The sequence below is a fragment of the Streptomyces olindensis genome, from assembly GCF_040645895.1.
Lineage (GTDB): Bacteria > Actinomycetota > Actinomycetes > Streptomycetales > Streptomycetaceae > Streptomyces > Streptomyces olindensis.
This window is the reverse complement of sequence record NZ_JBEYZD010000047.1, coordinates 40,229-63,000: the sequence shown is the minus strand read 5'-3', so window position 1 is coordinate 63,000 and position 22,772 is coordinate 40,229. Positions and strand designations below refer to the sequence as shown.

21 protein-coding genes and 2 tRNA genes are annotated in these 22,772 nt (G+C 71.7%); 8 read left to right on the top strand and 15 right to left on the bottom strand.

Annotation, left to right across the window (positions count from 1 at the left end; genetic code table 11):
* Positions 1-13: 13 nt before the first annotated feature.
* Together ABZ948_RS27405 and ABZ948_RS27400 are read right to left on the bottom strand one after the other, a co-directional pair.
* Entirely contained in the window at positions 14-559 is a 546-nt protein-coding gene (locus ABZ948_RS27405) for an ATP-binding protein (protein WP_359763794.1), read from the bottom strand.
* A gap of 243 nt (positions 560-802) precedes the next feature.
* Positions 803-1,180, bottom strand: coding sequence for an STAS domain-containing protein (locus ABZ948_RS27400; protein WP_359763792.1), 378 nt, complete (start codon positions 1,178-1,180; stop codon positions 803-805).
* A gap of 238 nt (positions 1,181-1,418) precedes the next feature.
* Here ABZ948_RS27400 and ABZ948_RS27395 point away from each other — a divergent pair, with 238 nt between their 5' ends.
* Positions 1,419-2,345, top strand: a complete 927-nt coding sequence (locus ABZ948_RS27395; RefSeq protein ID WP_359763790.1) for an RNA polymerase sigma factor SigF — start codon at positions 1,419-1,421, stop codon at positions 2,343-2,345.
* Positions 2,346-2,417: 72 nt separating this feature from the next.
* Here the strand turns inward: ABZ948_RS27395 and ABZ948_RS27390 are convergent, their stop codons facing one another.
* The 5 genes from ABZ948_RS27390 to hutU all read right to left on the bottom strand — a co-directional run bounded on the left by ABZ948_RS27390 (position 2,418) and on the right by hutU (position 8,302).
* Positions 2,418-2,738, bottom strand: coding sequence for a hypothetical protein (locus ABZ948_RS27390; RefSeq protein ID WP_359763789.1), 321 nt, complete (start codon positions 2,736-2,738; stop codon positions 2,418-2,420).
* A 62-nt stretch (positions 2,739-2,800) separates the two neighbouring features.
* Positions 2,801-4,096, bottom strand: a complete 1,296-nt coding sequence (hutI, locus tag ABZ948_RS27385) for an imidazolonepropionase (protein WP_359763787.1) — start codon at positions 4,094-4,096, stop codon at positions 2,801-2,803.
* A complete protein-coding gene (locus tag ABZ948_RS27380) occupies positions 4,093-5,427 on the bottom strand; it encodes a formimidoylglutamate deiminase (protein WP_435857618.1) in 1,335 nt (444 codons plus the stop codon). The genes hutI and ABZ948_RS27380 overlap by 4 nt, the downstream gene beginning before the upstream one ends.
* Complete coding sequence (locus ABZ948_RS27375; protein WP_359763783.1) at positions 5,424-6,641, bottom strand: allantoate amidohydrolase; 1,218 nt, start codon at positions 6,639-6,641, stop codon at positions 5,424-5,426. The genes ABZ948_RS27380 and ABZ948_RS27375 overlap by 4 nt, the downstream gene beginning before the upstream one ends.
* Positions 6,638-8,302: a urocanate hydratase gene (hutU, locus tag ABZ948_RS27370; RefSeq protein ID WP_359763781.1), complete on the bottom strand. Its 1,665-nt coding sequence runs from the start codon at positions 8,300-8,302 to the stop codon at positions 6,638-6,640. The genes ABZ948_RS27375 and hutU overlap by 4 nt, the downstream gene beginning before the upstream one ends.
* 127 nt (positions 8,303-8,429) lie before the next feature.
* Between hutU and ABZ948_RS27365 the strand changes: the two genes are divergently transcribed.
* A complete protein-coding gene (locus ABZ948_RS27365; RefSeq protein WP_359763780.1) occupies positions 8,430-9,809 on the top strand; it encodes a type III PLP-dependent enzyme domain-containing protein in 1,380 nt (459 codons plus the stop codon).
* 202 nt (positions 9,810-10,011) lie between these two features.
* Here the strand turns inward: ABZ948_RS27365 and ABZ948_RS27360 are convergent, their stop codons facing one another.
* Both ABZ948_RS27360 and ABZ948_RS27355 read right to left on the bottom strand, forming a co-directional pair.
* Positions 10,012-10,593, bottom strand: coding sequence for a hypothetical protein (locus ABZ948_RS27360; RefSeq protein WP_359763779.1), 582 nt, complete (start codon positions 10,591-10,593; stop codon positions 10,012-10,014).
* Between the two features lie 105 nt (positions 10,594-10,698).
* The gene (locus ABZ948_RS27355) at positions 10,699-11,541 is read right to left on the bottom strand and encodes a MurR/RpiR family transcriptional regulator (RefSeq protein WP_359763777.1); all 843 of its coding nucleotides are present in this window, start codon (positions 11,539-11,541) and stop codon (positions 10,699-10,701) included.
* A gap of 153 nt (positions 11,542-11,694) precedes the next feature.
* On the opposite strand from ABZ948_RS27355, the gene ABZ948_RS27350 reads away from it, so the two are divergent.
* Positions 11,695-12,117, top strand: a complete 423-nt coding sequence (locus tag ABZ948_RS27350) for a hypothetical protein (RefSeq protein WP_359763806.1) — start codon at positions 11,695-11,697, stop codon at positions 12,115-12,117.
* A gap of 565 nt (positions 12,118-12,682) precedes the next feature.
* Here ABZ948_RS27350 and ABZ948_RS27345 read toward each other — a convergent pair.
* Positions 12,683-14,071: a cystathionine beta-synthase gene (locus ABZ948_RS27345; RefSeq protein WP_359763776.1), complete on the bottom strand. Its 1,389-nt coding sequence runs from the start codon at positions 14,069-14,071 to the stop codon at positions 12,683-12,685.
* Between the two features lie 156 nt (positions 14,072-14,227).
* On the opposite strand from ABZ948_RS27345, the gene ABZ948_RS27340 reads away from it, so the two are divergent.
* The 3 genes from ABZ948_RS27340 (at position 14,228) to ABZ948_RS27330 (ending at position 17,702) form a co-directional block, all read left to right on the top strand.
* Entirely contained in the window at positions 14,228-15,256 is a 1,029-nt protein-coding gene (locus tag ABZ948_RS27340; RefSeq protein WP_359763774.1) for an SGNH/GDSL hydrolase family protein, read from the top strand.
* Between the two features lie 172 nt (positions 15,257-15,428).
* Positions 15,429-16,646: an acetyl-CoA C-acetyltransferase gene (locus ABZ948_RS27335; RefSeq protein ID WP_359763772.1), complete on the top strand. Its 1,218-nt coding sequence runs from the start codon at positions 15,429-15,431 to the stop codon at positions 16,644-16,646.
* 273 nt (positions 16,647-16,919) lie between these two features.
* Positions 16,920-17,702 (top strand): hypothetical protein, encoded by a 783-nt coding sequence (locus tag ABZ948_RS27330; protein WP_359763770.1) that lies wholly within the window; start codon positions 16,920-16,922, stop codon positions 17,700-17,702.
* A gap of 15 nt (positions 17,703-17,717) precedes the next feature.
* Here the strand turns inward: ABZ948_RS27330 and ABZ948_RS27325 are convergent, their stop codons facing one another.
* Positions 17,718-18,023, bottom strand: a complete 306-nt coding sequence (locus ABZ948_RS27325; RefSeq protein ID WP_359763768.1) for a hypothetical protein — start codon at positions 18,021-18,023, stop codon at positions 17,718-17,720.
* Between the two features lie 101 nt (positions 18,024-18,124).
* Here ABZ948_RS27325 and ABZ948_RS27320 point away from each other — a divergent pair, with 101 nt between their 5' ends.
* The gene (locus ABZ948_RS27320) at positions 18,125-18,355 is read left to right on the top strand and encodes a DUF4287 domain-containing protein (RefSeq protein ID WP_031119260.1); all 231 of its coding nucleotides are present in this window, start codon (positions 18,125-18,127) and stop codon (positions 18,353-18,355) included.
* Between the two features lie 73 nt (positions 18,356-18,428).
* On the opposite strand, the gene ABZ948_RS27315 is transcribed toward ABZ948_RS27320, so the two are convergent.
* From ABZ948_RS27315 to ABZ948_RS27300, 4 genes are all read right to left on the bottom strand, one after another.
* Positions 18,429-19,337, bottom strand: coding sequence for a Bax inhibitor-1/YccA family protein (locus ABZ948_RS27315; protein WP_359763766.1), 909 nt, complete (start codon positions 19,335-19,337; stop codon positions 18,429-18,431).
* 213 nt (positions 19,338-19,550) lie between these two features.
* A complete protein-coding gene (locus tag ABZ948_RS27310) occupies positions 19,551-20,726 on the bottom strand; it encodes a 4-hydroxybenzoate 3-monooxygenase (RefSeq protein WP_359763764.1) in 1,176 nt (391 codons plus the stop codon).
* A 176-nt stretch (positions 20,727-20,902) separates the two neighbouring features.
* A tRNA-Leu gene (locus ABZ948_RS27305) sits at positions 20,903-20,979 on the bottom strand.
* A gap of 496 nt (positions 20,980-21,475) precedes the next feature.
* Positions 21,476-21,559 (bottom strand) — tRNA-Leu (locus ABZ948_RS27300).
* A 416-nt stretch (positions 21,560-21,975) separates the two neighbouring features.
* On the opposite strand from ABZ948_RS27300, the gene ABZ948_RS27295 reads away from it, so the two are divergent.
* On the top strand, positions 21,976-22,746 hold the full coding sequence (locus ABZ948_RS27295; RefSeq protein ID WP_359763762.1) for an ABC transporter ATP-binding protein: 771 nt from the start codon (positions 21,976-21,978) through the stop codon (positions 22,744-22,746).
* The last annotated feature ends 26 nt before the right edge of the window (positions 22,747-22,772 follow it).

Here is a 22,772-nt window from a genome sequence, read left to right as displayed (position 1 = left end):
GAGGACTGCCGATTCAGGCGGGCGCGCCCAGCTCGGCCCACACCGTCTTGCCGGCGACCCCCGGCGTGCGCACGACGCCCCAGTCCAGGCACAGCCGCTGGACGATGAACATGCCGTGGCCGCCCGGACGTCCCGCCCGGTGGGGCGTACGGGGAGCCGGCTGTCCGGTGCCCCGGTCGGAGACCTCGATGCGGATCACCTTGTTGTCGCAGGTGATCCGCAGCTGGTCCGGCCCCTCGGCGTGCAGGCAGGCGTTGGTGACCAGCTCGGAGACGACGAGCAGCACGTCCTCCGCGGCGGCCCGCTGGTCGGCGGAGGCGGCGGGCAGCCAGCCCCACGCGTACAGGGCCTGTCGGGTGAAGTCGCGCGCGAGCGGGACCACGCCGCTCTCGCCCTCGAAGCTCAGCCGGCGCATCTGCCGGCCCCCCGGCGGCGCCGCGGCTCCGGACGGCGCCGCCACGCCCTCGCCGGCCGCCGCCACGCCACCCTCGGACGCCCCGGAAGCGCCGCTGGGCTCCGGCCCGCGGTCGCCCGGCGAATAAGGCCGGGTGGTGCTCATCAGCGCTTCACCTCACCGATTCACCAGTTCACGATTGAAAAAATGCAGTACACAGTCAGTCACGCAGTGCGCGGCACGTCGGTTTCGCGGCGCCCCCACAACCCTGGCATCCGACAGGTTCAGGATGTCTCCTGCCCGGGCGGACCGGCAGAACACCCCCGTATTCGACATGAAGGGCGTGACGGGGATGGGACGCCGGTCACAGAGGGACGGCCGGGTCGCGGCGCGCCGACGCACCGCCGGTCAGCCCGACTCGTCGGCCAGGGCCGCCTGGAGGGTGTCATGGACGCTGAAGACCGCGTCCGCTCCGGTGATCTCGAACACACGTGCCACCACCGGCTGCATTCCGACCAGCGCCACGCCGCCGCCGGCGGCCTCCGCCTTCAGTCGGGCACCGAGGAGCACGTTCAGCCCCGTGGAGTCGCAGAACTCCAGGCGCGCGCAGTCGACGACCAGGCGCTTGAATCCCTTGGCGAGGCAGTCGTCGAGCGGCTCGCGCAACAGATCGGCGGTGTGGTGATCCAACTCACCCGCCGGGGTCACGACGGCGTTGGAGCCCTCTTCCCGCACCTCCACCAGAAGCCGGCCAGACTGTGCGCTGCCGACCGTCCCGCGGTCCATGCCGTCTCTCTCTCCCGACGTCGTGGCTGTTACTGACGCCCTCGAACACTACGCCTTCCCGCCACGCTTCGACACCCGAACAACTACACACAAACGGACATATGCCCACAGAACGCACTTGCGGTGGGCTCGGGAAAGCGGGTAGGCCTAGTAAGGACACGTAACCGACACGGCCGGCTTTGGAGGCGCCGCACACCGCAGTGCACGTACTGGCTCCGGCAGCCATATGCCGAGAACGATGGAGGACATCATGTCACCCCGGCTCGACGCATCGCGTACCCAGAAAGCGACGTCGACACCCCCTCCGGAACATCTGGATCCCATCGAGCAGGACGAGACGCTCGTCACACCCGACGACCTTCTCTCCGGACTTCCGGACATCCCCCCGTACGAGGAAGTCGACGCGGTCGACGCACGGGCCCTGTCCAAGACCCTCTTCGAGCGCCTCGAGTCGCTGGAGGAAGGCACCCCTGAGTACTCGTACGTCCGCAACACACTCGTCGAACTGAACCTCGCGCTGGTCAAGTTCGCCGCCTCCCGGTTCCGCTCCCGCAGCGAGCCGATGGAGGACATCATCCAGGTCGGCACCATCGGCCTGATCAAGGCGATCGACCGCTTCGAGCTGTCTCGGGGTGTCGAGTTCCCCACGTTCGCCATGCCGACCATCATCGGCGAGATCAAGCGCTTCTTCCGCGACACCTCGTGGTCCGTGCGCGTGCCGCGACGGCTCCAGGAGCTGCGGCTCGACCTGGCCAAGGCCGGTGACGAGCTGGCGCAGAAGCTGGACCGTGCCCCGACGGTGCACGAACTGGCCGAGCGGCTCGGCATCTCCAACGACGAGGTCGTCGAGGGCATGGCCGCGTCGAACGCCTACACGGCTTCCTCGCTGGACGCCCAGCCGGAGGAGGACGACTCCGAGGGCGCGCTCGCGGACCGCATCGGCTACGAGGACCACGGACTCGAAGGCATCGAGTACGTCGAGTCGTTGAAGCCGCTGATAGCCGAACTCCCGCCGCGCGACCGGAAGATCCTGTCGCTGCGGTTCGTCGCCGGCATGACCCAGTCGGAGATCGGCGAGGAACTGGGCATCTCCCAGATGCACGTCTCGCGGCTGCTGTCGCGGACGCTGGTACGGCTGCGCAAGGGGCTCACGGTCGAGGAGTGATCCTCACCGGGTGATTCGTGTCCTTCGGGGGCGGGCTCGATGCCCGCCCCCAGGCGCGTGTCCCCCTGTTTCTCAGGAGTTGAGCATCAGGGCGGCCGTCGGGACGAGCGGGGCGCCCAGGCTCAGCAGCCAATAGGTGCGCGGCGCCAGGGCCGTCCGGCGCCGGAGCGGCATGTTGGCGAGCCACCAGATCAGGCCGTAGAGCGTGACGACGGGCACGACGATCACGAGCCAGAGGGCCATGCCGTCGTTCTCCGTGGGTTCCCGCGTGGTCCAGCCGAGCGCGGCCAGCGGCCCGTTCGCCGCGACGTACCACAGCAGCCAGAACGGCACCACGCCGGGGACTCCGAGCAGGAGGTTCACCAGGAGCGGTGCCGACCAGTGCCTTGCCATCCGTCCCCGCCCTCCGGTGGTGCCGGCCGTCCGCCGGCGCGCCACCGCATTATGGCCGGTGCTCACACCACGCGCTCTCCGCGCCGCCACACGCCGCTGACCAGCGGGACGCCCGGCCGGTACGCGAGGTGGACGTGGCTCGGGGCGTCGAGGAGCGCCAGGTCGGCGTACGCGCCCGGGGTGAGGCGGCCGATGTCGGTGCGCCGCAGGGCCGCCGCGCCGCCCGCCGTGGCCGACCAGACGGCCTCGTCCGGGGTCATCCCCATGTCGCGTACGGCGAGCGCGACGCAGAAGGGGACGGAGGAGGTGAAGGACGAGCCCGGGTTGCAGTCGGTGGACAGGGCGACGGTGGCGCCCGCGTCGAGCAGGCGGCGGGCGTCCGGCCACTGCGCCCGGGTGGAGAACTCGGCGCCGGGCAGGAGGGTGGCGACGGTGTCGCTGTGGGCGAGCGCGTCCACGTCCTCGTCCGTGAGGTGGGTGCAGTGGTCCGCGCTGGCGGCGTCGAGTTCGACGGCGAGCTGCACGCCGGGGCCGTACGACAGCTGGTTGGCGTGGATGCGCGGGTGCAGCCCCCTGGCCTTGCCCGCGGTGAGGATCGCGCGGGCCTGGTCGCCGTCGAAGGCGCCCCGCTCGCAGAAGACGTCGATCCAGCGGGCGTGCGGGGCGCAGGCGTCGAGCATCTCGCCGGTGACGAGGGCGACGTACGCCGCCGGGTCCTCGGCGTGGTCCGGCGACACGATGTGCGCGCCGAGGAAGGTGACCTCGTCGGTGTGGGCGGCGGCGATGCGCAGGGCCCGGGCCTCGTCCTCGACGGTCAGGCCGTAGCCGGACTTCGTCTCCATGGTGGTGGTGCCCTGGCGGAGGGCCTCGGCGAGGTAACGGGTGACGTTCGCCTCCAGTTCCTCGTCACTCGCCGCCCGGGTGGCCGCGACGGTCGTGCGGATGCCGCCCGCGCTGTACGGCCGCCCCGACATCCGGGCGTTGAACTCCTGCGTCCGGTCGCCCGCGAAGACGAGGTGGGAGTGGGAGTCGACGAAGCCGGGGACGACCGCCCGGCCTCCGGCGTCGACGCGATTGTCAGTGGCGGGTGCTTTGCTGTGATCACCGGTCCACGCGATGCGGTCGCCTTCGATGACGACGGCCGCGTCCTGGACCAGTCCGAGGGGGGAACCGTCACCGAGGGAGGGGTCGTTGGTGACCAGGGCTGCGATGTTGGTGATGAGCGTGCTTGCGGTGCTCGCGGAGTGGGCGGGGCTGACGGTCGTCGCGTTGCTCATGGCGTCCTTGGTGGCCTGGTCGGCGGTGGGGTCGGGTGAGGGGGCGGAGGCGGGCCGCGTGCGGGGGCGGGCCGCCGTCATCCGCGCAGGGCTGCGACGGCGTCCGCGAGGGCTCGCGGCACATCCGGTACGAGGCGGTGGACCCCGTCCCGTACGACGTGCCGGCCTGCCACGACCGTATGCGACACGTCTGCTGCCGACGCGGCGAATACGGCCGTCTCGGCCCCGAGCCGCGGAAGCGGCCCTGCCGTCCTGACCGAGTCGAGGGCGATGGTCGTGAAGTCGGCGCGCGCGCCGGGCTCCAGGGTGCCCGCGTCGTCCCAGCCGAGGGCGGCGTGGCCGTCGGCCGAGGCCGCCCGCAGGAGGGCCGCCGCCGTCCAGTGACCCCGGGTGCGGGTGCGCAGCCGCTCGTTCAGCTCCATCGCCCGCGCTTCTTCGAGCAGGTCGATCACGGCGTGGCTGTCGGAGCCGAGACAGAGCGGTGAGCCCTCGTTCTGCAGGGCGACCGCGGGTCCGATGCCGTCGGCCAGGTCCCGCTCGGTGGTCGGACACATGCAGGTGCCGGTGCCGGTGGAGCCGATGAGGGAGACGTCCTCGGCGGTGAGGTGGGTGTTGTGGACGCCGGTGGTGCGCGGCCCGAGGACGCCGTGCAGGGCGAGGAGCTGGGTGGGGGTGCACCCGTGGGTCTCCCGGCAGGCCTCGTTCTCGGCGGTCTGCTCGGACAGGTGCACATGGAGCGGGGCCCGCCGCTCCTCGGCCCAGCGTGCCACGGTCGCCAACTGCTCGGCGGGCACGGCCCGTACGGAGTGGATCGCCGCTCCGATCCGCGCGTGATCCCGTTCCTTGAGAACTGAACAGCGTTCGGCCCAGGCGTCCGCGGTGCCGTCGGAGAAGCGCAGTTGGTGGGCGGTGGGCGGCTGTCCGAAGCCGGAGGAGAGGTAGGCGGTGTCGAGGAGGGTGATGCGGATCCCGGCTTCGGCGGCGGCCGTGACGAGTGCCTCGCCCATCGCGTTGGGGTCGGCGTAGGGGGTGCCGCCGGGGGCGTGGTGGACGTAGTGGAACTCGCCGACCGCCGTGATGCCGGCCAGGGCCATCTCGGCGTACACGGCGCGGGCGAGGGCGTGGTAGGTCTCCGGGGTCAGCCGGTCGGCGACGGAGTACATGACCTCGCGCCAGGTCCAGAAGGTGCCGGAGCCGACCTGGGCGGTGCCGCGCAGGGCGCGGTGGAAGGCGTGGCTGTGGGCGTTGGCCAGGCCGGGCAGGGTGAGGCCGCGCAGGGGCTCGGCGCCGGGGGGCGGGGTGGCCGCCTCGGTCCGGACGGCGGTGATGCGGCCGTCGGCGGTGTCCAGGACGACGCCCGGCTCGACGTGGGTGCCGAGCCAGGCGTGCTCCAGCCAGTACGTCTGCGTCACCTGCACGCCAGTCCTTCCAGTACGTCGGCGAGTGCGAGCACCCCGGCCACGCAGTCGTCCTCCGTCGCGGACTCGGCCGGCGAGTGGGAGACACCCGTGGGGTTGCGCACGAACAGCATGGCGGTCGGGATGCTCCCGGACAGGATCCCGGCGTCGTGTCCCGCGCCCGTGCCGAGGACCGGGACCTTGAGGCCGGTGTCCGTGCCGAGGATGCGGGCGAGTTCGTCGCGCAGGGCGTGGTCGAACTCGACGACCGGGGTGAAGGACTCCCGGGTGACGGCGAGATCGACGCCGTGGGCGGCGGCGTACTCCCCCGCCGCCTTCTCGACGCCGGCGACCACGGCGTCCAGGCGCTCCTGGTCGGCGGCGCGCGAGTCGAGCCAGCCCCGCACGAGGGAGGGGATGGCGTTGACGCCGTTCGGCTCGACGGCGATCTTGCCGAAGGTGGCGACGGCACCGGCGAGTTCGGCCTCGCGGCGGGCGGCGAGGACGGTCTCGGCGTAGGACAGCATGGGGTCGCGCCGGTCGGCGAGGCGGGTGGTGCCGGCGTGGTTGGCCTCGCCGCGGAAGTCGAACCGCCAGCGGCCGTGCGGCCAGATGGCGCTGGCGATGCCGACCCGGTCGCCGGACAGGTCCAGGGCCCGGCCCTGCTCGACGTGCAGTTCGACGAAGGCCCCGATGCGGGCGAGCCGTTCGGGGTCGGGCCCGATGGCGTCCGGGTCGTATCCGGCGGCCTCCATGGCCCGGGGCAGGGTGGTGCCGCCCCCGTCGGTCAGCCGGTGGGCGTCCGCGACGGTGAGCTGCCCGGCCGTGAGCCGGGAGCCGACACAGGCGAGCCCGAACCGCGCGCCCTCCTCGTCGCCGAAGTTCACGATGCCGAGAGGGCGGGTGATCGGCGTGTCCCGGTCGCGCAGTTCGTCCAGCGCGGCGAAGGCGGACACCACTCCGAGGGGCCCGTCGAAGGCACCGCCGTCCGGTACGGAGTCGAGGTGCGACCCGGTGACGACGGCGTCGCCCCGGGCGGGGTCGCCGAGCCAGGCCCACTGGTTGCCGTTCCGGTCGACCTCGTACGTCAGCCCGCGTGCCGTGGCCTGCTGCTGGAACCAGGCCCGGCAGTCCCGGTCGGCGCCGGTCCAGGCGAAGCGACGGTAGCCGCCGGAGGCGGAGCTGCGGCCGATCGGCAGCAGCTCCGCCCACATGCTGTGGAAGGTCACGCCTGGTCACCCTCGCGCATCGGGACCCGGACACCGCGCTCGCCGGCCACCGACTCGGCGATGTCGTAGCCCGCGTCGACGTGCCGGATGACGCCCATGCCGGGGTCGTTGGTGAGGACGCGGCGGATCTTCTCCCCGGCGAGCGGGGTGCCGTCGGCGACCGTCACCTGCCCGGCGTGGATCGACCGGCCCATGCCGACGCCGCCGCCGTGGTGGATGGACACCCAGGAGGCGCCGGACGCCACGTTCACCATGGCGTTCAGCAGCGGCCAGTCGGCGATCGCGTCGGAGCCGTCGAGCATGGCCTCGGTCTCCCGGTAGGGGGAGGCGACGGAGCCGCAGTCGAGGTGGTCGCGGCCGATGACGACCGGAGCGGCCAGCTCGCCGCTCGCGACCATGTCGTTGAACCGCTCACCGGCCTTGTCGCGCTCGCCGTAGCCGAGCCAGCAGATGCGGGCGGGCAGGCCCTGGAAGTGCACCCGCTCCCCGGCCATGCGGATCCAGCGGGCCAGGGACTCGTTCTCCGGGAAGAGGTCGAGGATCGCCTTGTCGGTCTTGGCGATGTCGGCCGGATCGCCGGACAGGGCGGCCCAGCGGAAGGGGCCCTTGCCCTCGCAGAACAGGGGGCGGATGTAGGCGGGGACGAAGCCGGGGAAGGCGAAGGCCCGGTCGTATCCGGCGAGGCGGGCCTCGCCGCGGATGGAGTTGCCGTAGTCGAAGACCTCGGCGCCGGCGTCCATGAAGCCGACCATGGCCTCGACGTGGCGGGCCATGGACTCGCGGGCCCGGGTGGTGAAGCCGGCCGGGTCCTTGGCGGCGTAGGAGGCCATCTCGTCGAAGTCGACGCCGAGGGGGAGGTAGGCCAGCGGGTCGTGCGCCGAGGTCTGGTCGGTGACGATGTCGATGGGCGCGCCCATGGCGAGGAGCTGCGGCACGAGTTCGGCGGCGTTGCCGAGGACGCCGATGGACAGCGGGCGGCGCGCGTCGCGGGCCTCGGTCGCCAGGGCGAGGGCGTGGTCGAGACTGTCGGCCTTCACGTCCAGGTACCGGTGCTCGATGCGCCGCTCGATGGCGCGCGGGTCGCAGTCGATGCACAGGGCGACGCCGTCGTTCATCGTCACGGCGAGCGGCTGGGCGCCGCCCATGCCGCCGAGGCCGGCGGTCAGCGTGATCGTGCCCGCCAGCGATCCGCCGAACTTCTTCGCGGCGACGGCGGCGAAGGTCTCGTAGGTGCCCTGGAGGATGCCCTGGGTGCCGATGTAGATCCAGGAGCCGGCGGTCATCTGGCCGTACATGGTCAGGCCCAGCTGTTCGAGCCGGCGGAACTCCTCCCAGGTGGCCCAGTCGCCGACGAGGTTGGAGTTGGCGATGAGGACGCGCGGGGCCCACTCGTGGGTCTGCATGACGCCGACCGGGCGGCCGGACTGCACCAGCATGGTCTCGTCCTGCTTCAGGCCCTCGAGCGTGCGCACCATCGCGTCGAAGGAGCGCCAGTCCCGGGCCGCCTTGCCGGTGCCGCCGTAGACGACGAGCTTGTCGGGGTGCTCGGCGACCTCCGGGTCGAGGTTGTTCTGCAGCATCCGCAGGGCGGCTTCCTGCTGCCATCCCAGGGCGCTCGGTTCCGTGCCGCGCGGCGCTCGGACGGGGCGGGGTCCTGACATGGTCTGCCTCCTGGTGGGGTCTCCCGGCGGATGTTGCTGATGTTATTCACATCCTGGACTCATGAATAGAGCTAGTCAATACGTCGGGAGGTCGGCGCGGCGGTGCCGTGGGTGTTTGGCTGGACGCATGGGCACACACAGCGAGCCGGAAGAGACGGAACAGCCTGACGGGACGGACGACTCCGGGGCCGGGCGGGCGGCCCGGCGGGACGAGGCGGTGCGGGCCGCGGTGGAGCAGGGGCTGCTGGGGCCCGACAGCCCCATCGTCGGACTGCTGGACGTCACCGGCATCCGGGAGTCGGCGGCAGAGCTGCGGGCGGCGTTCGACGCGGTGGTGGCGCCGGGCACGCCCGTGCTGCACGCCTTCGCGGTGAAGGCGACCCCGCTGGTGCCGGTGCTGCGGCTGCTGCGCGAGGAGGGCGTCGGCGCGGAGGTGGCGAGTCCGGGCGAACTGGCGCTGGCCCGGCCGGCCGGACTGCCGCCGGCCATGACGGTGCTCGACTCGCCCGCGAAGACGCCGGTGGAGCTGCGCGAGGCGCTGGACCTGGGCATCGCCGTCAACGCGGACAATCCGCAGGAACTGGCGCGCATCGACGCGCTGACGCGGTCGCGGACCAGCCGCTCGCCCCTGGGGATCCGGGTGAATCCGCAGGTCGGCGGAGGTTCCATCGAGGCGTTGTCGACGGCGACGACCACCTCGAAGTTCGGAGTGGCGCTGCGCGACGAGGGGGCCCGGGAGTGGGTCGTGCGGGCGTATCTGGACCGGCCGTGGCTGACCCGGCTGCACGCGCACACGGGCTCCCAGGGGATCCCGCTGTCGCTGATGGTGCGGGGCGTGGCGGAGACGTACGCGCTCGCGGAGGAGATCAACCGGCGGGCCGGGCGGCTTCAGATCGACACGCTCGACATCGGCGGCGGGCTGCCCGTGAACTTCGCCTCGGACGCGACGACGCCGACGTACGCGCAGTACGCGCGCATGCTGGCCGAGGAGGTCCCGGGGCTGTTCGACGGGCGGTACGGGCTGGTCACCGAGTTCGGGCGGTCACTGCTGGCCAAGCACGGGACGGTGGTGGCGCGGGTCGAGTACGCGAAGGCCTCCGGCGGGCGGGCGGTCGCGGTGACGCACGCCGGGGTGCAGGTGGCCACGCGGACCGTGTACGCGCCGGGGAGCTGGCCGCTGCGGATCGCGGCGTACGACGCGAAGGGGCGGGTGAAGGACGGGCCCGTCGTCGTGCAGGACGTGGCGGGGCCGGCGTGCTTCGCGGGGGACCTGCTGGCGGAGGGACGGTCCATGCCGCTGCTGGAGCAGGGGGACTACGCGGCGGCGCTGGACACGGGGGCGTACTACTTCGCGCATCACTACGCGTACAACTCGCTGGTGCGGCCCGGGGTGTACGGGTTCTGGCCCGGGGGGCGGTTCGCGGTGGTGCGGCGCGCGCAGACCGTGGATGAGGTCGTCGCCGAGTCCGGCGGGGCGCAGGCGGACGGGCTGACGGGATCGCCGTGAGGCGTGCCGTGGGACGCAAGCGGACGGGCTGACGGGATCGCCGTGAGAGGCGCCGCGTCGCCGTGAGGGTGCCGTGGGGCGCAAGCGGACGGGCTGACCGGATCGCCGTGAGAGGTGCCGTGGTCGCCGTGAGGGTGCCGTGGGGCGCGGGGTGCGGGCCTCGTCGTGGCCGGTCGCGCAGTTCCCCGCGCCCCCCGGGGGGTCAGACGAGGGCCGGCGTCTTCCGCCGCGTTCCGCCCGGGGCCGCGTCGCCCGCCGCGATGCCCGTGCTGCGGAACGCCTTGACCTGCTTGCCCGTCGGGCGGGCCACGCCCGCGCGCAGCCAGTCCACGCGGACCCACAGCAGCACCTCGTCCGCGCGCTCACGGCGGCCCAGCCACGCCGCCTTCAGCCACAGGCCCACTGCCCAGCCGGCCAGCAGCATGCCGCCCGCGGCCGGCAGGGCGAAGGAGGTGCCCAGGGCGGCCAGGAAGGCCAGGAGGAGCCACCAGCGGTGGACTCGGCGCCAGTTGCGTGCCGTGACCGCGCGGTCCTGGAGCACGTCGTGCTTGCCGGCCCGGGCGGCCGAGGCGGCCAGGGCCCTGTAGCGCTTGCGGCGGGCGGCGCCCACCACGGCCGCGGCCAGGAGGAAGAGGGCCGCTCCCGTCAGCACCCCGATGCGACGGCCGGTGAGCCCTTCGGGGAGCAGGCCGATGCCGGCCGCCAGTACTCCCAGCCACCACAAGGGTGCGGCACCCGCCCGTACGACGACGGCCACCCGGGCCAGTCCATGTCCTCCACGCATGTCGATCAGCCTCCGTCCGGTACCCGAAGCGTCTGAAGAGTGTTGTAGGAGACGCACGTTAGCGACGCAACGTGAGACGAACCTGAGAATCCGCAGCGCGTGCCGTCAGTCGACGAACAGACCCCGTGCCGCCGCCCTCGTGTCGAACTCCTCCAGGCGGGACTGGGCCTCGGGCAGGTCGTCGCACATCGCCTCCAGCAGGACCCGGCCGAGCAGCATCGGGGCGCAGGCCGTGTCGAAGGCGAGGCCGGTGCCGACGGCGGCGGGCAGCAGCAGGTCGGACACCTTGGCGACGGGCGCGAACGCGGAGTCGGCGACCGTGACGACGGTCAGTCCGGCCTCCTTGGCGTAGGCGAGGGTGTCGACGACCTCGCGGGGGTGCCGGGGCAGCGCGAAGCAGAGCAGGGCGGTCGCGCCGGCCCGGGCGGCGGCGTCGATGCGGTCGTGGAGCATGGTGCCGCCCTCGTTGAGGAGCCGCACGTCGGGGTGGACCTTGGCCGCGAAGTAGGCGAAGCCGTGCGCCTGGGCGGCCGCCGCCCGCAGTCCGAGGACGGGGAGCGGGCGGGAGGCCGCGAGGAGGCGCCCGGCCCGCTGCACGGGCCCGGGGTCGGCCAGCGCCTCCGCGAGGTGCCGCAGGTTCTCGATCTCGGCCTCGACGGCCTGCTGGTACTCGTTGGCGGACCCCGCCTCCGCCGCGGGTTCGGCCGGGGCGACCTCGCGCAGGTGCCGGCGCAGGGCCGGGTAGCCGTCGAAGCCGAGGGCCACGGCGAAACGGGTGACGGAGGGCTGGCTGACCCCGGCCAGCTCGGCCAGCTCCACGCTCGACAGGAACGGCACGTCGGCGGCGCGGCGCACCATGCTGTGCGCGATGCGCCGCTGCGTCGGCGTCAGCCGGTGGCCCTCGAAGAGCGCCTGCAGCCGCGCGGCAGGGCTGTCGGTCGCGCTCATGACGTGCTCCCCCTCGCCTATTCAGTAGCTGAGGATTCTGCATGAGCATATGCAGCCCGGCAAGCGGCGGCAGGGCGTTCCCCCAGTCCGACAGGGGGGCTAACCCCAGTGCGGCCGGCGCGGGCGCTTTCTACCGTGGGTGTCATGACCGGAATGGACGCGCGGGACACCGACCTGAAGAAGGAACTCGACGCCACCCTGCACGCGCGCAGGGAGCTGGGTGAGGAGTACGAATCCGCGCTGGTCGACTCGTTCCTGGAGAAGATCGACCAGCGGATCGACGGCGCGGTGGACCGGCGGGTGCGCCGGCAGCTCGCCGAGCAGCAGATGCAGACGGCCCGGGACTCCCGCTCGCCGCGGGCCACGGACTCCTTCGGCGAGCGCTTCGGCTTCGGGATCGTCTCGCTCGTCCTCGCGGTGCCGCTGTCCGCGATCGGCGGGGGCGTGGCCCACCTGCCCGGGCTGCTCGTCGCCTGGGCGGGCATCGTCGGCGTCAATGTCGTGCAGGCCGCCCGCACCAACCCGGGCCTGTTCGGCCGCCGCACGTCCTCCGAGAAGAGCGACTGGGAGGACTGAGCGCCCGCGGCCCGGTCAGACCTGCCGCGTCGGCACGGCGACGGCCTCGCCGACCCCGCTCGCGCACCCGGTCGCGGGCCCGCTGACCCTCCCCTACGAGACCCTGATGGAGACCGCGGAGCGCCTGGCACCGCTGGGGAGCTGGGCGACGAGCCGGGCGGACTGACCGACCCGGGAGGCGGACCGCCGAAGAGGGAGAGGCGGACCGCCGGAGAAGGTGAGGCAGAACGCCGGAGAAGGGAATTGCGCGGGGACCGCCGCACCCCCGTGAACGGGGGGCGGGACGACGGCGGTCCCCGCGAAGGACGCGGGCCTGGTCAGGCCGGGCCCCCGCGTCCGTGGCGTCGGTGGAGGTCCGGGAGCCGCTCCGGAGGTCCTTGACGCCTACGGCGCCGGCCGGGGCGGGGAGCCGCTCCCGCCCTGCCGACACCCCCTAATGTGCAGGACCCGTGTTAAGCGGGTGCTGCGCGAACGTGACACGCTCGTACCACTTCCGCGAAGTCCACGAAGATCGCGGACGCCGCAAGTTCACCCGGTTCACGGGCGGTTCACCGGAGGTTCTCCCTCACTTCCCCGTACGGGCGAGGAAGGACAGCAGGTCCTGCCGGCTGACCACACCGGTCGGCTTGCCCTCGACGAGGACGATCGCCGCGTCCGCCTTGCCGAGGACGGCCATCAGGTCGGCGACGGGCTCGCCGGAGCCGACCTGGGGCAGCGGGGCCGACATGTGCTTCTCCAGCGGGTCGTCGAGCGAGGCGCTCTTGCTGAACAGCGCGTCCAGCAGCTCGCGTTCCACGACCGAGCCGACGACCTCGGCGGCCATCACGTCGGGGTGGCCCGCGCCGGGCTTGACGACCGGCATCTGCGAGACGCCGTACTCGCGCAGCACGTCGATGGCCTGGCCGACCGTCTCCTCCGGGTGCATGTGGACGAGGGAGGGCATGCGGTCGCCCTCCTTGTCGTTCAGGACGTCGCCGACGCGGGCGCTCGGGCCCGCGTCCTCCAGGAAGCCGTAGTCGGCCATCCACTCGTCGTTGAAGATCTTGCTGAGGTAGCCGCGGCCGCTGTCCGGCAGCAGGACCACCACGACGTCGTCCTCGCCGAGCCGCGCGGCGACCTCCAGCGCGGCCACGACCGCCATGCCGCAGGAGCCGCCGACGAGCAGGCCCTCCTCCTTGGCCAGGCGGCGGGTCATCTGGAAGGAGTCCTTGTCGGACACGGCGACGATCTCGTCCGCGACGGTGCGGTCGTAGGCGGTGGGCCAGAAGTCCTCACCGACGCCCTCGACGAGGTACGGCCGCCCGGAGCCGCCGGAGTAGACGGAGCCCTCGGGGTCGGCGCCGATGACCTTCACCCTGCCGTCGCTGATCTCCTTGAGGTAGCGCCCGGTGCCGGAGATGGTGCCGCCCGTGCCCACGCCCGCCACGAAGTGGGTGATCTTCCCCTCCGTCTGCTCCCACAGCTCCGGGCCGGTGGAGTGGTAGTGGGAGAGCGGGTTGTTGGGGTTGGAGTACTGGTCCGGCTTCCAGGCCCCGGGCGTCTCGCGCACGAGCCGGTCGGAGACGTTGTAGTACGAGTCCGGGTGCTCGGGGTCCACCGCGGTCGGGCACACGACGACCTCGGCGCCGTACGCGCGCAGCACGTTGATCTTGTCGGTGCTCACCTTGTCGGGGCACACGAAGATGCACTTGTACCCCTTCTGCTGCGCCACGATGGCGAGCCCGACGCCGGTGTTGCCGCTGGTCGGCTCGACGATCGTGCCGCCGGGCTTGAGCGCGCCGCTCTCCTCCGCGGCCTCGATCATGCGCAGGGCGATGCGGTCCTTCACGGACCCGCCGGGGTTGAAGTACTCCACCTTGGCCAGGACGGTCGCCCTGATGCCCTTGGTCACGCTGTTGAGCCTCACCAGCGGGGTGTTGCCGACGAGGCTGATCATCGAGTCGTGGAACTGCACCGTTGTCTCCGGATGCCGCAGAAGTGGTCTTAGTGGTGCCGCCAGCCTATGTGCTGCCCGTCGTCCGTGACGGTCGTTCACTCGCCGTTGAGATTGGGCGACGGTCCGTACGGGGCAAGCACTGGGTGTACGGGTTCGAGGAGGTGGCGGCGACGCATGACGAGCATGTCGAGGGCGCGGGTGGCCCGGCGGATCGCGGCCGGCGCCGCGTACGGCGGCGGCGGGATCGGTCTGGCCGGGGCGGCGACCGTGGGGCTGCTGCTGGCGGAGGCGCAGCTGGCGCGGCGCCGGGTGGGCAACGGCACGTCACCGCACGTGCCGAACGCGGACGGGCTCTACGGCCGTACGTACGCCGTCTCCACCGAGCAGCCGCCGCTGCGGCTGACCATGCTGGGTGACTCCACGGCCGCCGGCCAGGGCGTGCACCGCGCCGGGCAGACCCCGGGGGCGCTGCTGGCCTCGGGCGTGGCGGCCCTGGCGGAACGCCCGGTGGAGCTGCGCACGGTGGCGACGCCGGGTGCCCGCTCGGACGACCTGGACCGCCAGGTGGCCCTGGTGCTGGCCGCGCCCGATCCGGTGCCCGACATCTGCGTGATCATGGTCGGCGCGAACGACGTCACCCACCGCATGCCCCCGACCCGCTCGGTCCGCTGCCTGTCTTCGGCGGTGCGGCGGCTGCGCACGGCCGGCGCGGAGGTCGTGGTCGGCACCTGTCCCGACCTGGGCACGATCGAGCCGGTCCAGCAACCGTTGCGCTGGCTGGCCCGACGGGCCTCCCGCCAGCTGGCGGCCGCCCAGACGATCGGAGTCGTCGAACAGGGCGGCCGCACCGTGTCCCTGGGCGACCTGCTGGGCCCGGAGTTCGCCGCGAACCCGCGCGAGCTGTTCGGCCCGGACAACTACCATCCCTCCGCCGAGGGCTATGCGACGGCGGCGATGGCGGTCCTGCCGACCGTCTGCGCCTCTCTGGGCCTCTGGCCGGCCGAGGAGGAGCGCCCGGACGCCTCGCGCCGCGAGGGCTTCCTGCCGGTGGCACGGGCGGCGGCCGAGGCCGCCTCGGAGGCGGGCACGGAGGTCGCGGCGGCGATGCCGTCCGGCCCGAGGGGGCCGTGGGCCCTGCTGAAGCGCCGCCGGCGCCGGCGGCTGCCCGAGCAGGAACCGACCCCCGCCACGCCGTCGAACTGAGAGGCGCCACCGGGCTCCTGCGCCAACCGGGCTCCTACGCCCCACCCGGGAAAAGCAAGCGCTTAGAAAACTGCGGTCAGGGTCACACCGCGACACCCGTGACCCAGCCCATACGTACGGGTAACTTCCCAGACAGCCCAGCCAGACCACCCGGTACGTCAATGGAGCCGTGATGCCCGAAGCCGTGATCGTCTCAGCCGCCCGCTCCCCCATCGGCCGCGCCGTCAAGGGCTCCCTCAAGGACCTCCGCCCGGACGACCTCACCGCCACGATCGTCCAGGCCGCCCTCGCCAAGGTCCCCGAGCTGGACCCGCAGGACATCGACGACCTGATGCTCGGCTGCGGCCTGCCCGGCGGCGAGCAGGGCCACAACCTCGGGCGCATCGTCGCCGTGCAGATGGGCATGGACCACCTGCCGGGCTGCACCATCACCCGGTACTGCTCCTCGTCCCTGCAGACCTCCCGCATGGCCCTGCACGCCATCAAGGCCGGCGAGGGCGACGTCTTCATCTCGGCCGGCGTCGAGATGGTCTCCCGCTACGCCAACGGCAGCTCGGACATGCCCGGCACGCACAACCCGCTCTTCGCCGACGCCGAGGCCCGCACGGCCGCGACCGCCCAGTCCGAGGGCTCCACCTGGCACGACCCGCGCGAGGACGGCCTGCTGCCCGACCCGTACATCGCGATGGGCCAGACCGCCGAGAACCTCGCCCGCGCCAAGGGCGTCACCCGCCAGGACATGGACGAGTTCGGCGTCCGCTCGCAGAACCTCGCCGAGGAGGCCATCAAGAACGGCTTCTGGGAGCGCGAGATCACCCCGGTCACGCTCCCCGACGGCACAGTCGTCTCCAAGGACGACGGCCCCCGCGCCGGCGTCACCCTGGAGGGCGTGCAGGGCCTGAAGCCGGTCTTCCGCCCCGACGGCCTGGTCACCGCCGGCAACTGCTGCCCGCTGAACGACGGCGCCGCCGCGCTCGTGATCATGTCCGACACCAAGGCCCGCGAGCTCGGCCTCACCCCGCTCGCCCGGATCGTCTCGACCGGCGTCTCCGGCCTCTCCCCCGAGATCATGGGCCTCGGCCCGGTGGAGGCGAGCAACCAGGCCCTGAAGCGGGCCGGGCTGACCATCGACGACATCGACCTGGTGGAGATCAACGAGGCGTTCGCCGCCCAGGTGATCCCCTCCTACCGCGACCTCGGCATCCCGCTGGAGAAGCTGAACGTCAACGGCGGTGCCATCGCCGTCGGCCACCCCTTCGGCATGACCGGCGCCCGCATCACCACCACGCTCATCAACTCCCTCCAGTTCCACGACAAGCAGTTCGGCCTGGAGACGATGTGCGTCGGCGGCGGCCAGGGCATGGCCATGGTCATCGAGCGCCTCAGCTGAGCGCCCCTGCGTAGTCGCCATAGCACACGCTGTGAGGCTTGGGCCCAGGACCCCGGAAACCCCGGGGTTCTGGGCTGTTTTGTGATCCAATCTCCCCCAGGATGTGACCTATCTCCCTTGGCACGGAGAGAAGCCCAGGTCACAGCAGCCCCACCCCCTCCCCCGACACCGAAGCCCTGTCCGTTTCGTGACGTTACGCACTGACAGCTGGTTAGTCCGCCCTTCAAGCTGATGTAGGAAGTCGGGGGTCGACTTTGAACCGGGAGTACGTCAGTGAGCGCCATGCCGATCGCGTTGCTGGTCACCACGGCCGCCACGGGCGCCGTGGGCGTCGCCGTCCTGCGCACCGTCCTGCAGCTGCGCCGACAGGTCGCGGCCCTGCACACCGCGCTGGCCGAGAGCCGTGCCGCCACCACCCGCGCACTGCTGCCCGCCGCCCGTACGACTGCCGACACCGACGAGATACGGGCCGCCGTGGCGGCGGCACTGGCCGAGGAGCGGGAGCGGGAGCTCGCCGAGGCGCGCGCCTTCTGGGCCGCCCAGGAAGCCCGTGACGCCTCCGACGCCCCGTCCCTGCTGGGCCTGTCCGATCCCGATCTGTTCCTGCCCCGGCAGGCCGATTTCGCGGGCCTGGAGCCGGTATCCGAGCCCGGCGCGGACACCGAGGAGCCGGCCGGCGAGTCCGCCGAGCTGGCCGCGGCCCGCCGCCGTCACCCCTCCCACCCGGACTTTGTGCCGAACCCGTCGCCGGTCGTGAACGACCACGAGCGCACGGTCGCCACCCTGGAGGAGCTGGCCGCGTCCCGCGTGGAACTGACGGACGTCCGCCCGGGCCCCCTCGGCACCCTCGACGTCTACGTCTTCGCCGACGGCACGACCCTGTGCATGACCCCGGGCCACCGCGAGACGGCGGAGCGCCTGTCCGCAGCCCTGCGATCGGGCCAGACGCCGACCCTCCTGGGCGGCTCGGGCGTCTCGGGCGCCTACACACTGACCTTCGAGTGCGGCGACGAGAACGTCTACATCCTGGCCGACCGGGTCATCGCGTCCCTGTAGTTCAGGGGAACCGCGCTAAACCCCCGCCCGCTTCTGCGCCTCCTCGACCACCCGCACCGCGTCATCGACATCGGCATCACTGGGGATCACCACCGCCAGATCATGCCCGGCCACAGTGATCTGATCTGCGGCCGCAAACATCCCCGCATCCGGCATCTCCCGAGGCTCCACGCCCTCCAGCACCTGCGCCCTCCGGGCCAACTCCCGGGCGAGCCCGAGAGCCTCAGCAGCAGCGCCCCGCTGCAACCGGCTCTGGGGCGCGGCCCTCAAACGATCGGCGAAGTGATCCACCGCACGGGTCAGAGGCGTCGTATCAACCACGCCGCGAGCGTACGCGTCGCACCGGGACTGTTGCCAACGGGCGAACACTCAGGCACCGTGACCTGAAGGACCGGCTTACATCCCAGCGTCCGGAGGCGCCGATGTCCCAAGTCTTCTCCGAAGAGACCCACCGCAACATGCTCGCCCGCATCCCCCACTGCACCGGTCGTGAAATCGCCGACTGGTTGCGCACCGTCGAAGAAGGCCCGGCACTCTTCCGCTTCGAGGAAAAGGTCAGCTGGCTCCGGCACGAACACAATCTGGCGTACGGCCACGCCAAGGCGATCATCCACGAGTACGACCTGAGGAGGGCCGCGCGCAAACTGCTCTAGGCGGCGCACCGCCCGGCAGACGACGAAGGGCCCCGGCCGGAGCCGGGGCCCTTCGCGCTACGACCGTCGAGAACTAGTCGTTGCTGTTGAGGATCGAGATGAGCCTCAGGAATTCGAGGTAGATCCACACCAGCGTCAGCGTCAGGCCGAAGGCCGCGAGCCAGGCCTCCTCGCGCGGGGCGCCGTAGGCGACGCCGTCCTCGACCTGCTTGAAGTCCAGGGCGAGGAAGCAGGCGCCGAGGATGATGCCGATGATGCCGAAGACGACACCGAGGGCACCACTGCGGAAGCCGAGGCCGTCACCGCCGCCGAACACCGCGAACAGCAGGTTCACGGTCATCAGCAGGATGAAGCCGAGCGCCGCCGCCATCACGAAGCCGTAGAAGCGGCGGTTGACGCGGATCCAGCCGGCCTTGTAGGCGATCAGCACACCGGCGAAGACCGCCATGGTGCCGATCACGGCCTGCATGGCCGCGCCGTCGGCGATGCGGTTGTCGACGATGTTGGACACGACGCCGAGGAAGACACCCTCGAACGCGGCGTACGCCAGGATCAGCGCGGGCGAGGCCTTGCGCTTGAAGGACTGCACGAACGCCAGGACCATGCCGATCAGCGCGGCACCGATGCCGATGCCGTAGCTGCGGCTGATGTTGGCGTCGTCCACGGGCAGCAGGGCCCAGGAGAGCGCGGCGGTGAGGATGAGCACACCGAGCGTGCTCGCCGTGCGCAGGACGACGTCGTCGATGGTCATCCGGCCGGTGGTGGCCGGGGCCTGCGGCGGCGCGCCGTGCTGCAGGTCCTGCTGGGCGTAAGGGTTCTGCGCGTACGGGTTCTGCGCGTACGGGTTGCCCGTCGGCTGCGCGTACGGGTTGCCCTGGGTGGCGACAGCGGGACCCCCGGCCTGCGGCGCGGTGTTGAAGCCCGCGTAGCCGTTGTCGCGGCTGAACCCCCGTCGCGAGAAGACCGGGTTTCTGCTCCTCATTTCACTCCTCCATGGCCACACTGCGTGGCCTTGGCTCAAGAGTAATAGGTAGGCAAAGGAATGACCCTACTGCTTGGGGAGGATCTTTCCCTCGTCGTGCAGCGCAACACGCTACGCCGCTTCGTGATTCCCCTCACCGGAGGGGCTCATTCATCACCAAGCTGCGACACGTCCGGAACCGGTCGGAGACCACCCGCTGACGCCGGTCTTACCTCACCCGAACGGGAAACCCGTGTATCCCTCGGCCAGGTCGGTCTCGGCGGCGCGGGAGGAGGCGATGCGCTCCAGCCGGGCGAGCTGGAGCCGGTCGTCGAAGGGGCTCGCGTCGGGGGTGCGGTGCAGGAGGGTCGTCATGTCGTAGGAGAACCGCTCGGCCTGCCAGACGCGGCGCAGGCAGGTCTGCGAGTAGGCGTCGAGCAGCTCGGGTGAGCCCGTCTCCTTCTCGTGCGCCAGGGCCCGGGCGAACGTCACGACGTCGCCGACGGCGAGATTCAGCCCCTTGGCCCCGGTCGGCGGCACGATGTGCGCGGCGTCGCCGGCGAGGAAGAGGCGGCCGTGGCGCATGGGCTCGTGGACGTAGGAGCGCATGGGGGTGACCGACTTCTGGGTGATCGGGCCGCGCTCCAGGCGCCAGTCGTCGGCGGTCTCGAAGCGGCGCTCCAGCTCGTCCCAGATCTGCTCGTCGCTCCAGGCCTCGGCGTCGGTGCCGTCGGGCACCTGGAGGTAGAGGCGGGAGACGGCCGGGGAGCGCATGGAGAGGAGGGCGAAGCCGCGGTCGTGGCGGGCGTAGACCAGCTCGTCGTGCGAGGGCGGCACGTCGGCGAGGATGCCGAGCCAGCCGAAGGGGTACGTCCGTTCGAAAACCCGGGTCAGTGCGGCCGGGATCGCCTGGCGGGACACGCCCCAGAAGCCGTCGCAGCCGACGACGTACTCGCACTCCAGGACGTCCTCGCGGCCCTCGTGCCGGAAGCGGACGCGCGGGGCGTCGGTGCCCGCGTCCTCCACGGCCAGGGCTTCTGCCTCGAACAGCAGGGGGCCGCCCTCCCGGAGCTGGAGCGCGATGAGGTCCTTGCAGACCTCGGTCTGGGCGTAGACCATCACGGACCGGCCGCCGGTGAGGGCGGGGAAGTCGATGCGGTGGCGGCGGCGGTCGAAGCGCAGCTCTATGCCGTCGTGGCGCAGTCCCTCGCGGTCCATGCGCTCCCCGGCGCCGGCCGCGCGCAGCACGTCCGCCGTGCCCTGCTCCAGGATCCCGGCCCGCTGCCGCCGCTCGACGTAGGCGCGGTCGCGGCTCTCCAGGACGACCGAGTCGATGCCGGCGTTGTGCAGCAGCCGGGCGAGGAGGAGGCCGGCGGGGCCGGCTCCAATGATGCCGACGGTGGTGCGCATCGGACGCCCTCTTCTCATCCGTTCGTGTGGTGAACTTTTCTTCACCATTGTTGGATGTGAGTCTCCGACGGCATGCGACCGCTGTCAACGGGTACACCGCGAACCCCTCGAATGGCCCTCGCCTCGCTCTGAGCGACCGCACAAGGACGCCCGCCCCCGAGAGGCGGGCCGGCGGTTGGTGCCCGGGGTGGGAGTCGAACCCACACTCGACCGCGTTTAAGGCGGTTGCGTCTGCCAGTTGCGCGACCCGGGCCAGAACTCACACGGAGACCTGTGGCACAGGCCCCGGGTAACACTGCGTTGTGGAGACGCCCACGGCCGAGACTATCGAGATCAGGTGACGGCCACTCACATCGGCCTCGACAAGGCCGGATTGGTCACCACGGTCATGTCTCCCCCAAGACGTGCGCCCTTCGCTCCCCCCGGAGCCGCCAAGCTCGACTGTAATAGTCTCTCGCACGAGAGCCGCTGACACAGGAGTGAAATCGGTCAACAGGTTGACGCGAATGGGGCGCCGGTCCCGGCGCACAGGGCGGGCGTCCGGCCAGGTGCCGGACGGTTCGTCGGACGGCCGTGCGTGCCGCGGCATAGGGATCGACGGATTCGACTTTTCGATTCGGGCGGAACGCGGCCTGAAAACCACACGGCCTATGCATGTTCATGACCAAATGAAGGACCGCGGTCGGCGACACGGACGAGTGTGAGGAAAACCGGCCTTCTCGGCTCATCGGACGCGGTGCGTGCGAAAGTGCCCGGAGCCGGACTCGAACCGGCACGCCCGCGAAGGGGCAGCGAGGTTTAAGCTCGCCGTGTCTGCATTCCACCATCCGGGCAGGCCATGGGCTCCGCATCGAGGTTCCGACACTATCGGGACGGGTCCCCCGAACAGCGGAAGAGCGGACCGATGTTGTCTTATTTTATTGACGTCTGAGGGTGCATCAGCACGTGGAACGCGCCATCCGCACTTGCCAATAGCCTTACGCGCGACCGTCGGCCGCGTATGCGGAATGACGGAATTTCACCGTCCGAACAAGGGCACTCCACCTGTTCTCGACACCTCGCGCACGCGGCCTGCGACACCGCGCCCCCTCAGGGGCGGCCGTCATCCCCAGGTATGACACTGCCCGCCTCGGTCAGCCCGCAGTCGGTCCCCGGAACCGGAACAACGGGTGACTACACGGCGGCGTGGCACCCGGACGATGGAACACGTCCTTCCTCAACACCGTCGTCCCGACAGGAGTGCCATCCCGTGACCACCGCATCCCTCGCCGACCGGGCCACCACCGTGGCCGCGCGCGCCACGGATCTGTCGAAGATCTACGGGCAGGGTGAGACCCAGGTGGTCGCCCTGGACCGGGTCTCCGTCAACTTCCGGCAGGCCGAGTTCACCGCGATCATGGGCCCCTCCGGCTCCGGCAAGTCGACCCTGATGCACTGCGTGGCCGGCCTCGACACGTTCTCCTCCGGATCCGTGCGCATCGGCGAGACCGAGCTGGGCTCCCTGAAGGACAAGCAGCTGACCAAGCTGCGCCGGGACAAGATCGGCTTCATCTTCCAGGCCTTCAACCTGCTGCCGACCCTGACGGCCCTGGAGAACATCACCCTCCCGATGGACATCGCGGGCCGCAAGCCGGACAAGCAGTGGCTGGACTCGGTGATCCGCATGGTCGGTCTCGCGGACCGGCTCGGCCACCGGCCCTCCCAGCTGTCGGGCGGTCAGCAGCAGCGCGTCGCCGTGGCCCGGGCGCTGGCCTCCCGGCCCGAGATCATCTTCGGTGACGAGCCCACCGGCAACCTCGACTCCCGTTCCGGCGCCGAGGTGCTGGGCTTCCTGCGCAACTCCGTGCGGGAGATGGGCCAGACGGTGGTCATGGTGACCCACGACCCGGTGGCCGCGGCCTACGCGGACCGGGTGGTCTTCCTGGCGGACGGCCGGATCGTCGACGAGATGCACCGGCCCACGGCCGACTCGGTCCTGGACCGCATGAAGGAGTTCGACGCCAAGGGCCGCACCAGCTGATCCCCCGTCAGGACCGACAGGACTGA

Bases quoted from the DNA above. Each gene is read 5' to 3' on its own strand.
- ABZ948_RS27405 (WP_359763794.1), bottom strand. From the start codon at position 559: ATGAGCACCACCCGGCCTTATTCGCCGGGCGACCGCGGGCCGGAGCCC.
- ABZ948_RS27400 (WP_359763792.1), bottom strand. From the start codon at position 1,180: ATGGACCGCGGGACGGTCGGCAGCGCACAGTCTGGCCGGCTTCTGGTG.
- ABZ948_RS27395 (WP_359763790.1), top strand. From the start codon at position 1,419: ATGGAGGACATCATGTCACCCCGGCTCGACGCATCGCGTACCCAGAAA.
- ABZ948_RS27390 (WP_359763789.1), bottom strand. From the start codon at position 2,738: ATGGCAAGGCACTGGTCGGCACCGCTCCTGGTGAACCTCCTGCTCGGA.
- hutI (WP_359763787.1), bottom strand. From the start codon at position 4,096: ATGACGGCGGCCCGCCCCCGCACGCGGCCCGCCTCCGCCCCCTCACCC.
- hutU (WP_359763781.1), bottom strand. From the start codon at position 8,302: ATGTCAGGACCCCGCCCCGTCCGAGCGCCGCGCGGCACGGAACCGAGC.
- ABZ948_RS27365 (WP_359763780.1), top strand. From the start codon at position 8,430: ATGGGCACACACAGCGAGCCGGAAGAGACGGAACAGCCTGACGGGACG.
- ABZ948_RS27360 (WP_359763779.1), bottom strand. From the start codon at position 10,593: ATGCGTGGAGGACATGGACTGGCCCGGGTGGCCGTCGTCGTACGGGCG.
- ABZ948_RS27355 (WP_359763777.1), bottom strand. From the start codon at position 11,541: ATGAGCGCGACCGACAGCCCTGCCGCGCGGCTGCAGGCGCTCTTCGAG.
- ABZ948_RS27350 (WP_359763806.1), top strand. From the start codon at position 11,695: ATGGACGCGCGGGACACCGACCTGAAGAAGGAACTCGACGCCACCCTG.
- ABZ948_RS27340 (WP_359763774.1), top strand. From the start codon at position 14,228: ATGACGAGCATGTCGAGGGCGCGGGTGGCCCGGCGGATCGCGGCCGGC.
- ABZ948_RS27335 (WP_359763772.1), top strand. From the start codon at position 15,429: ATGCCCGAAGCCGTGATCGTCTCAGCCGCCCGCTCCCCCATCGGCCGC.
- ABZ948_RS27320 (WP_031119260.1), top strand. From the start codon at position 18,125: ATGTCCCAAGTCTTCTCCGAAGAGACCCACCGCAACATGCTCGCCCGC.
- ABZ948_RS27315 (WP_359763766.1), bottom strand. From the start codon at position 19,337: ATGAGGAGCAGAAACCCGGTCTTCTCGCGACGGGGGTTCAGCCGCGAC.
- ABZ948_RS27310 (WP_359763764.1), bottom strand. From the start codon at position 20,726: ATGCGCACCACCGTCGGCATCATTGGAGCCGGCCCCGCCGGCCTCCTC.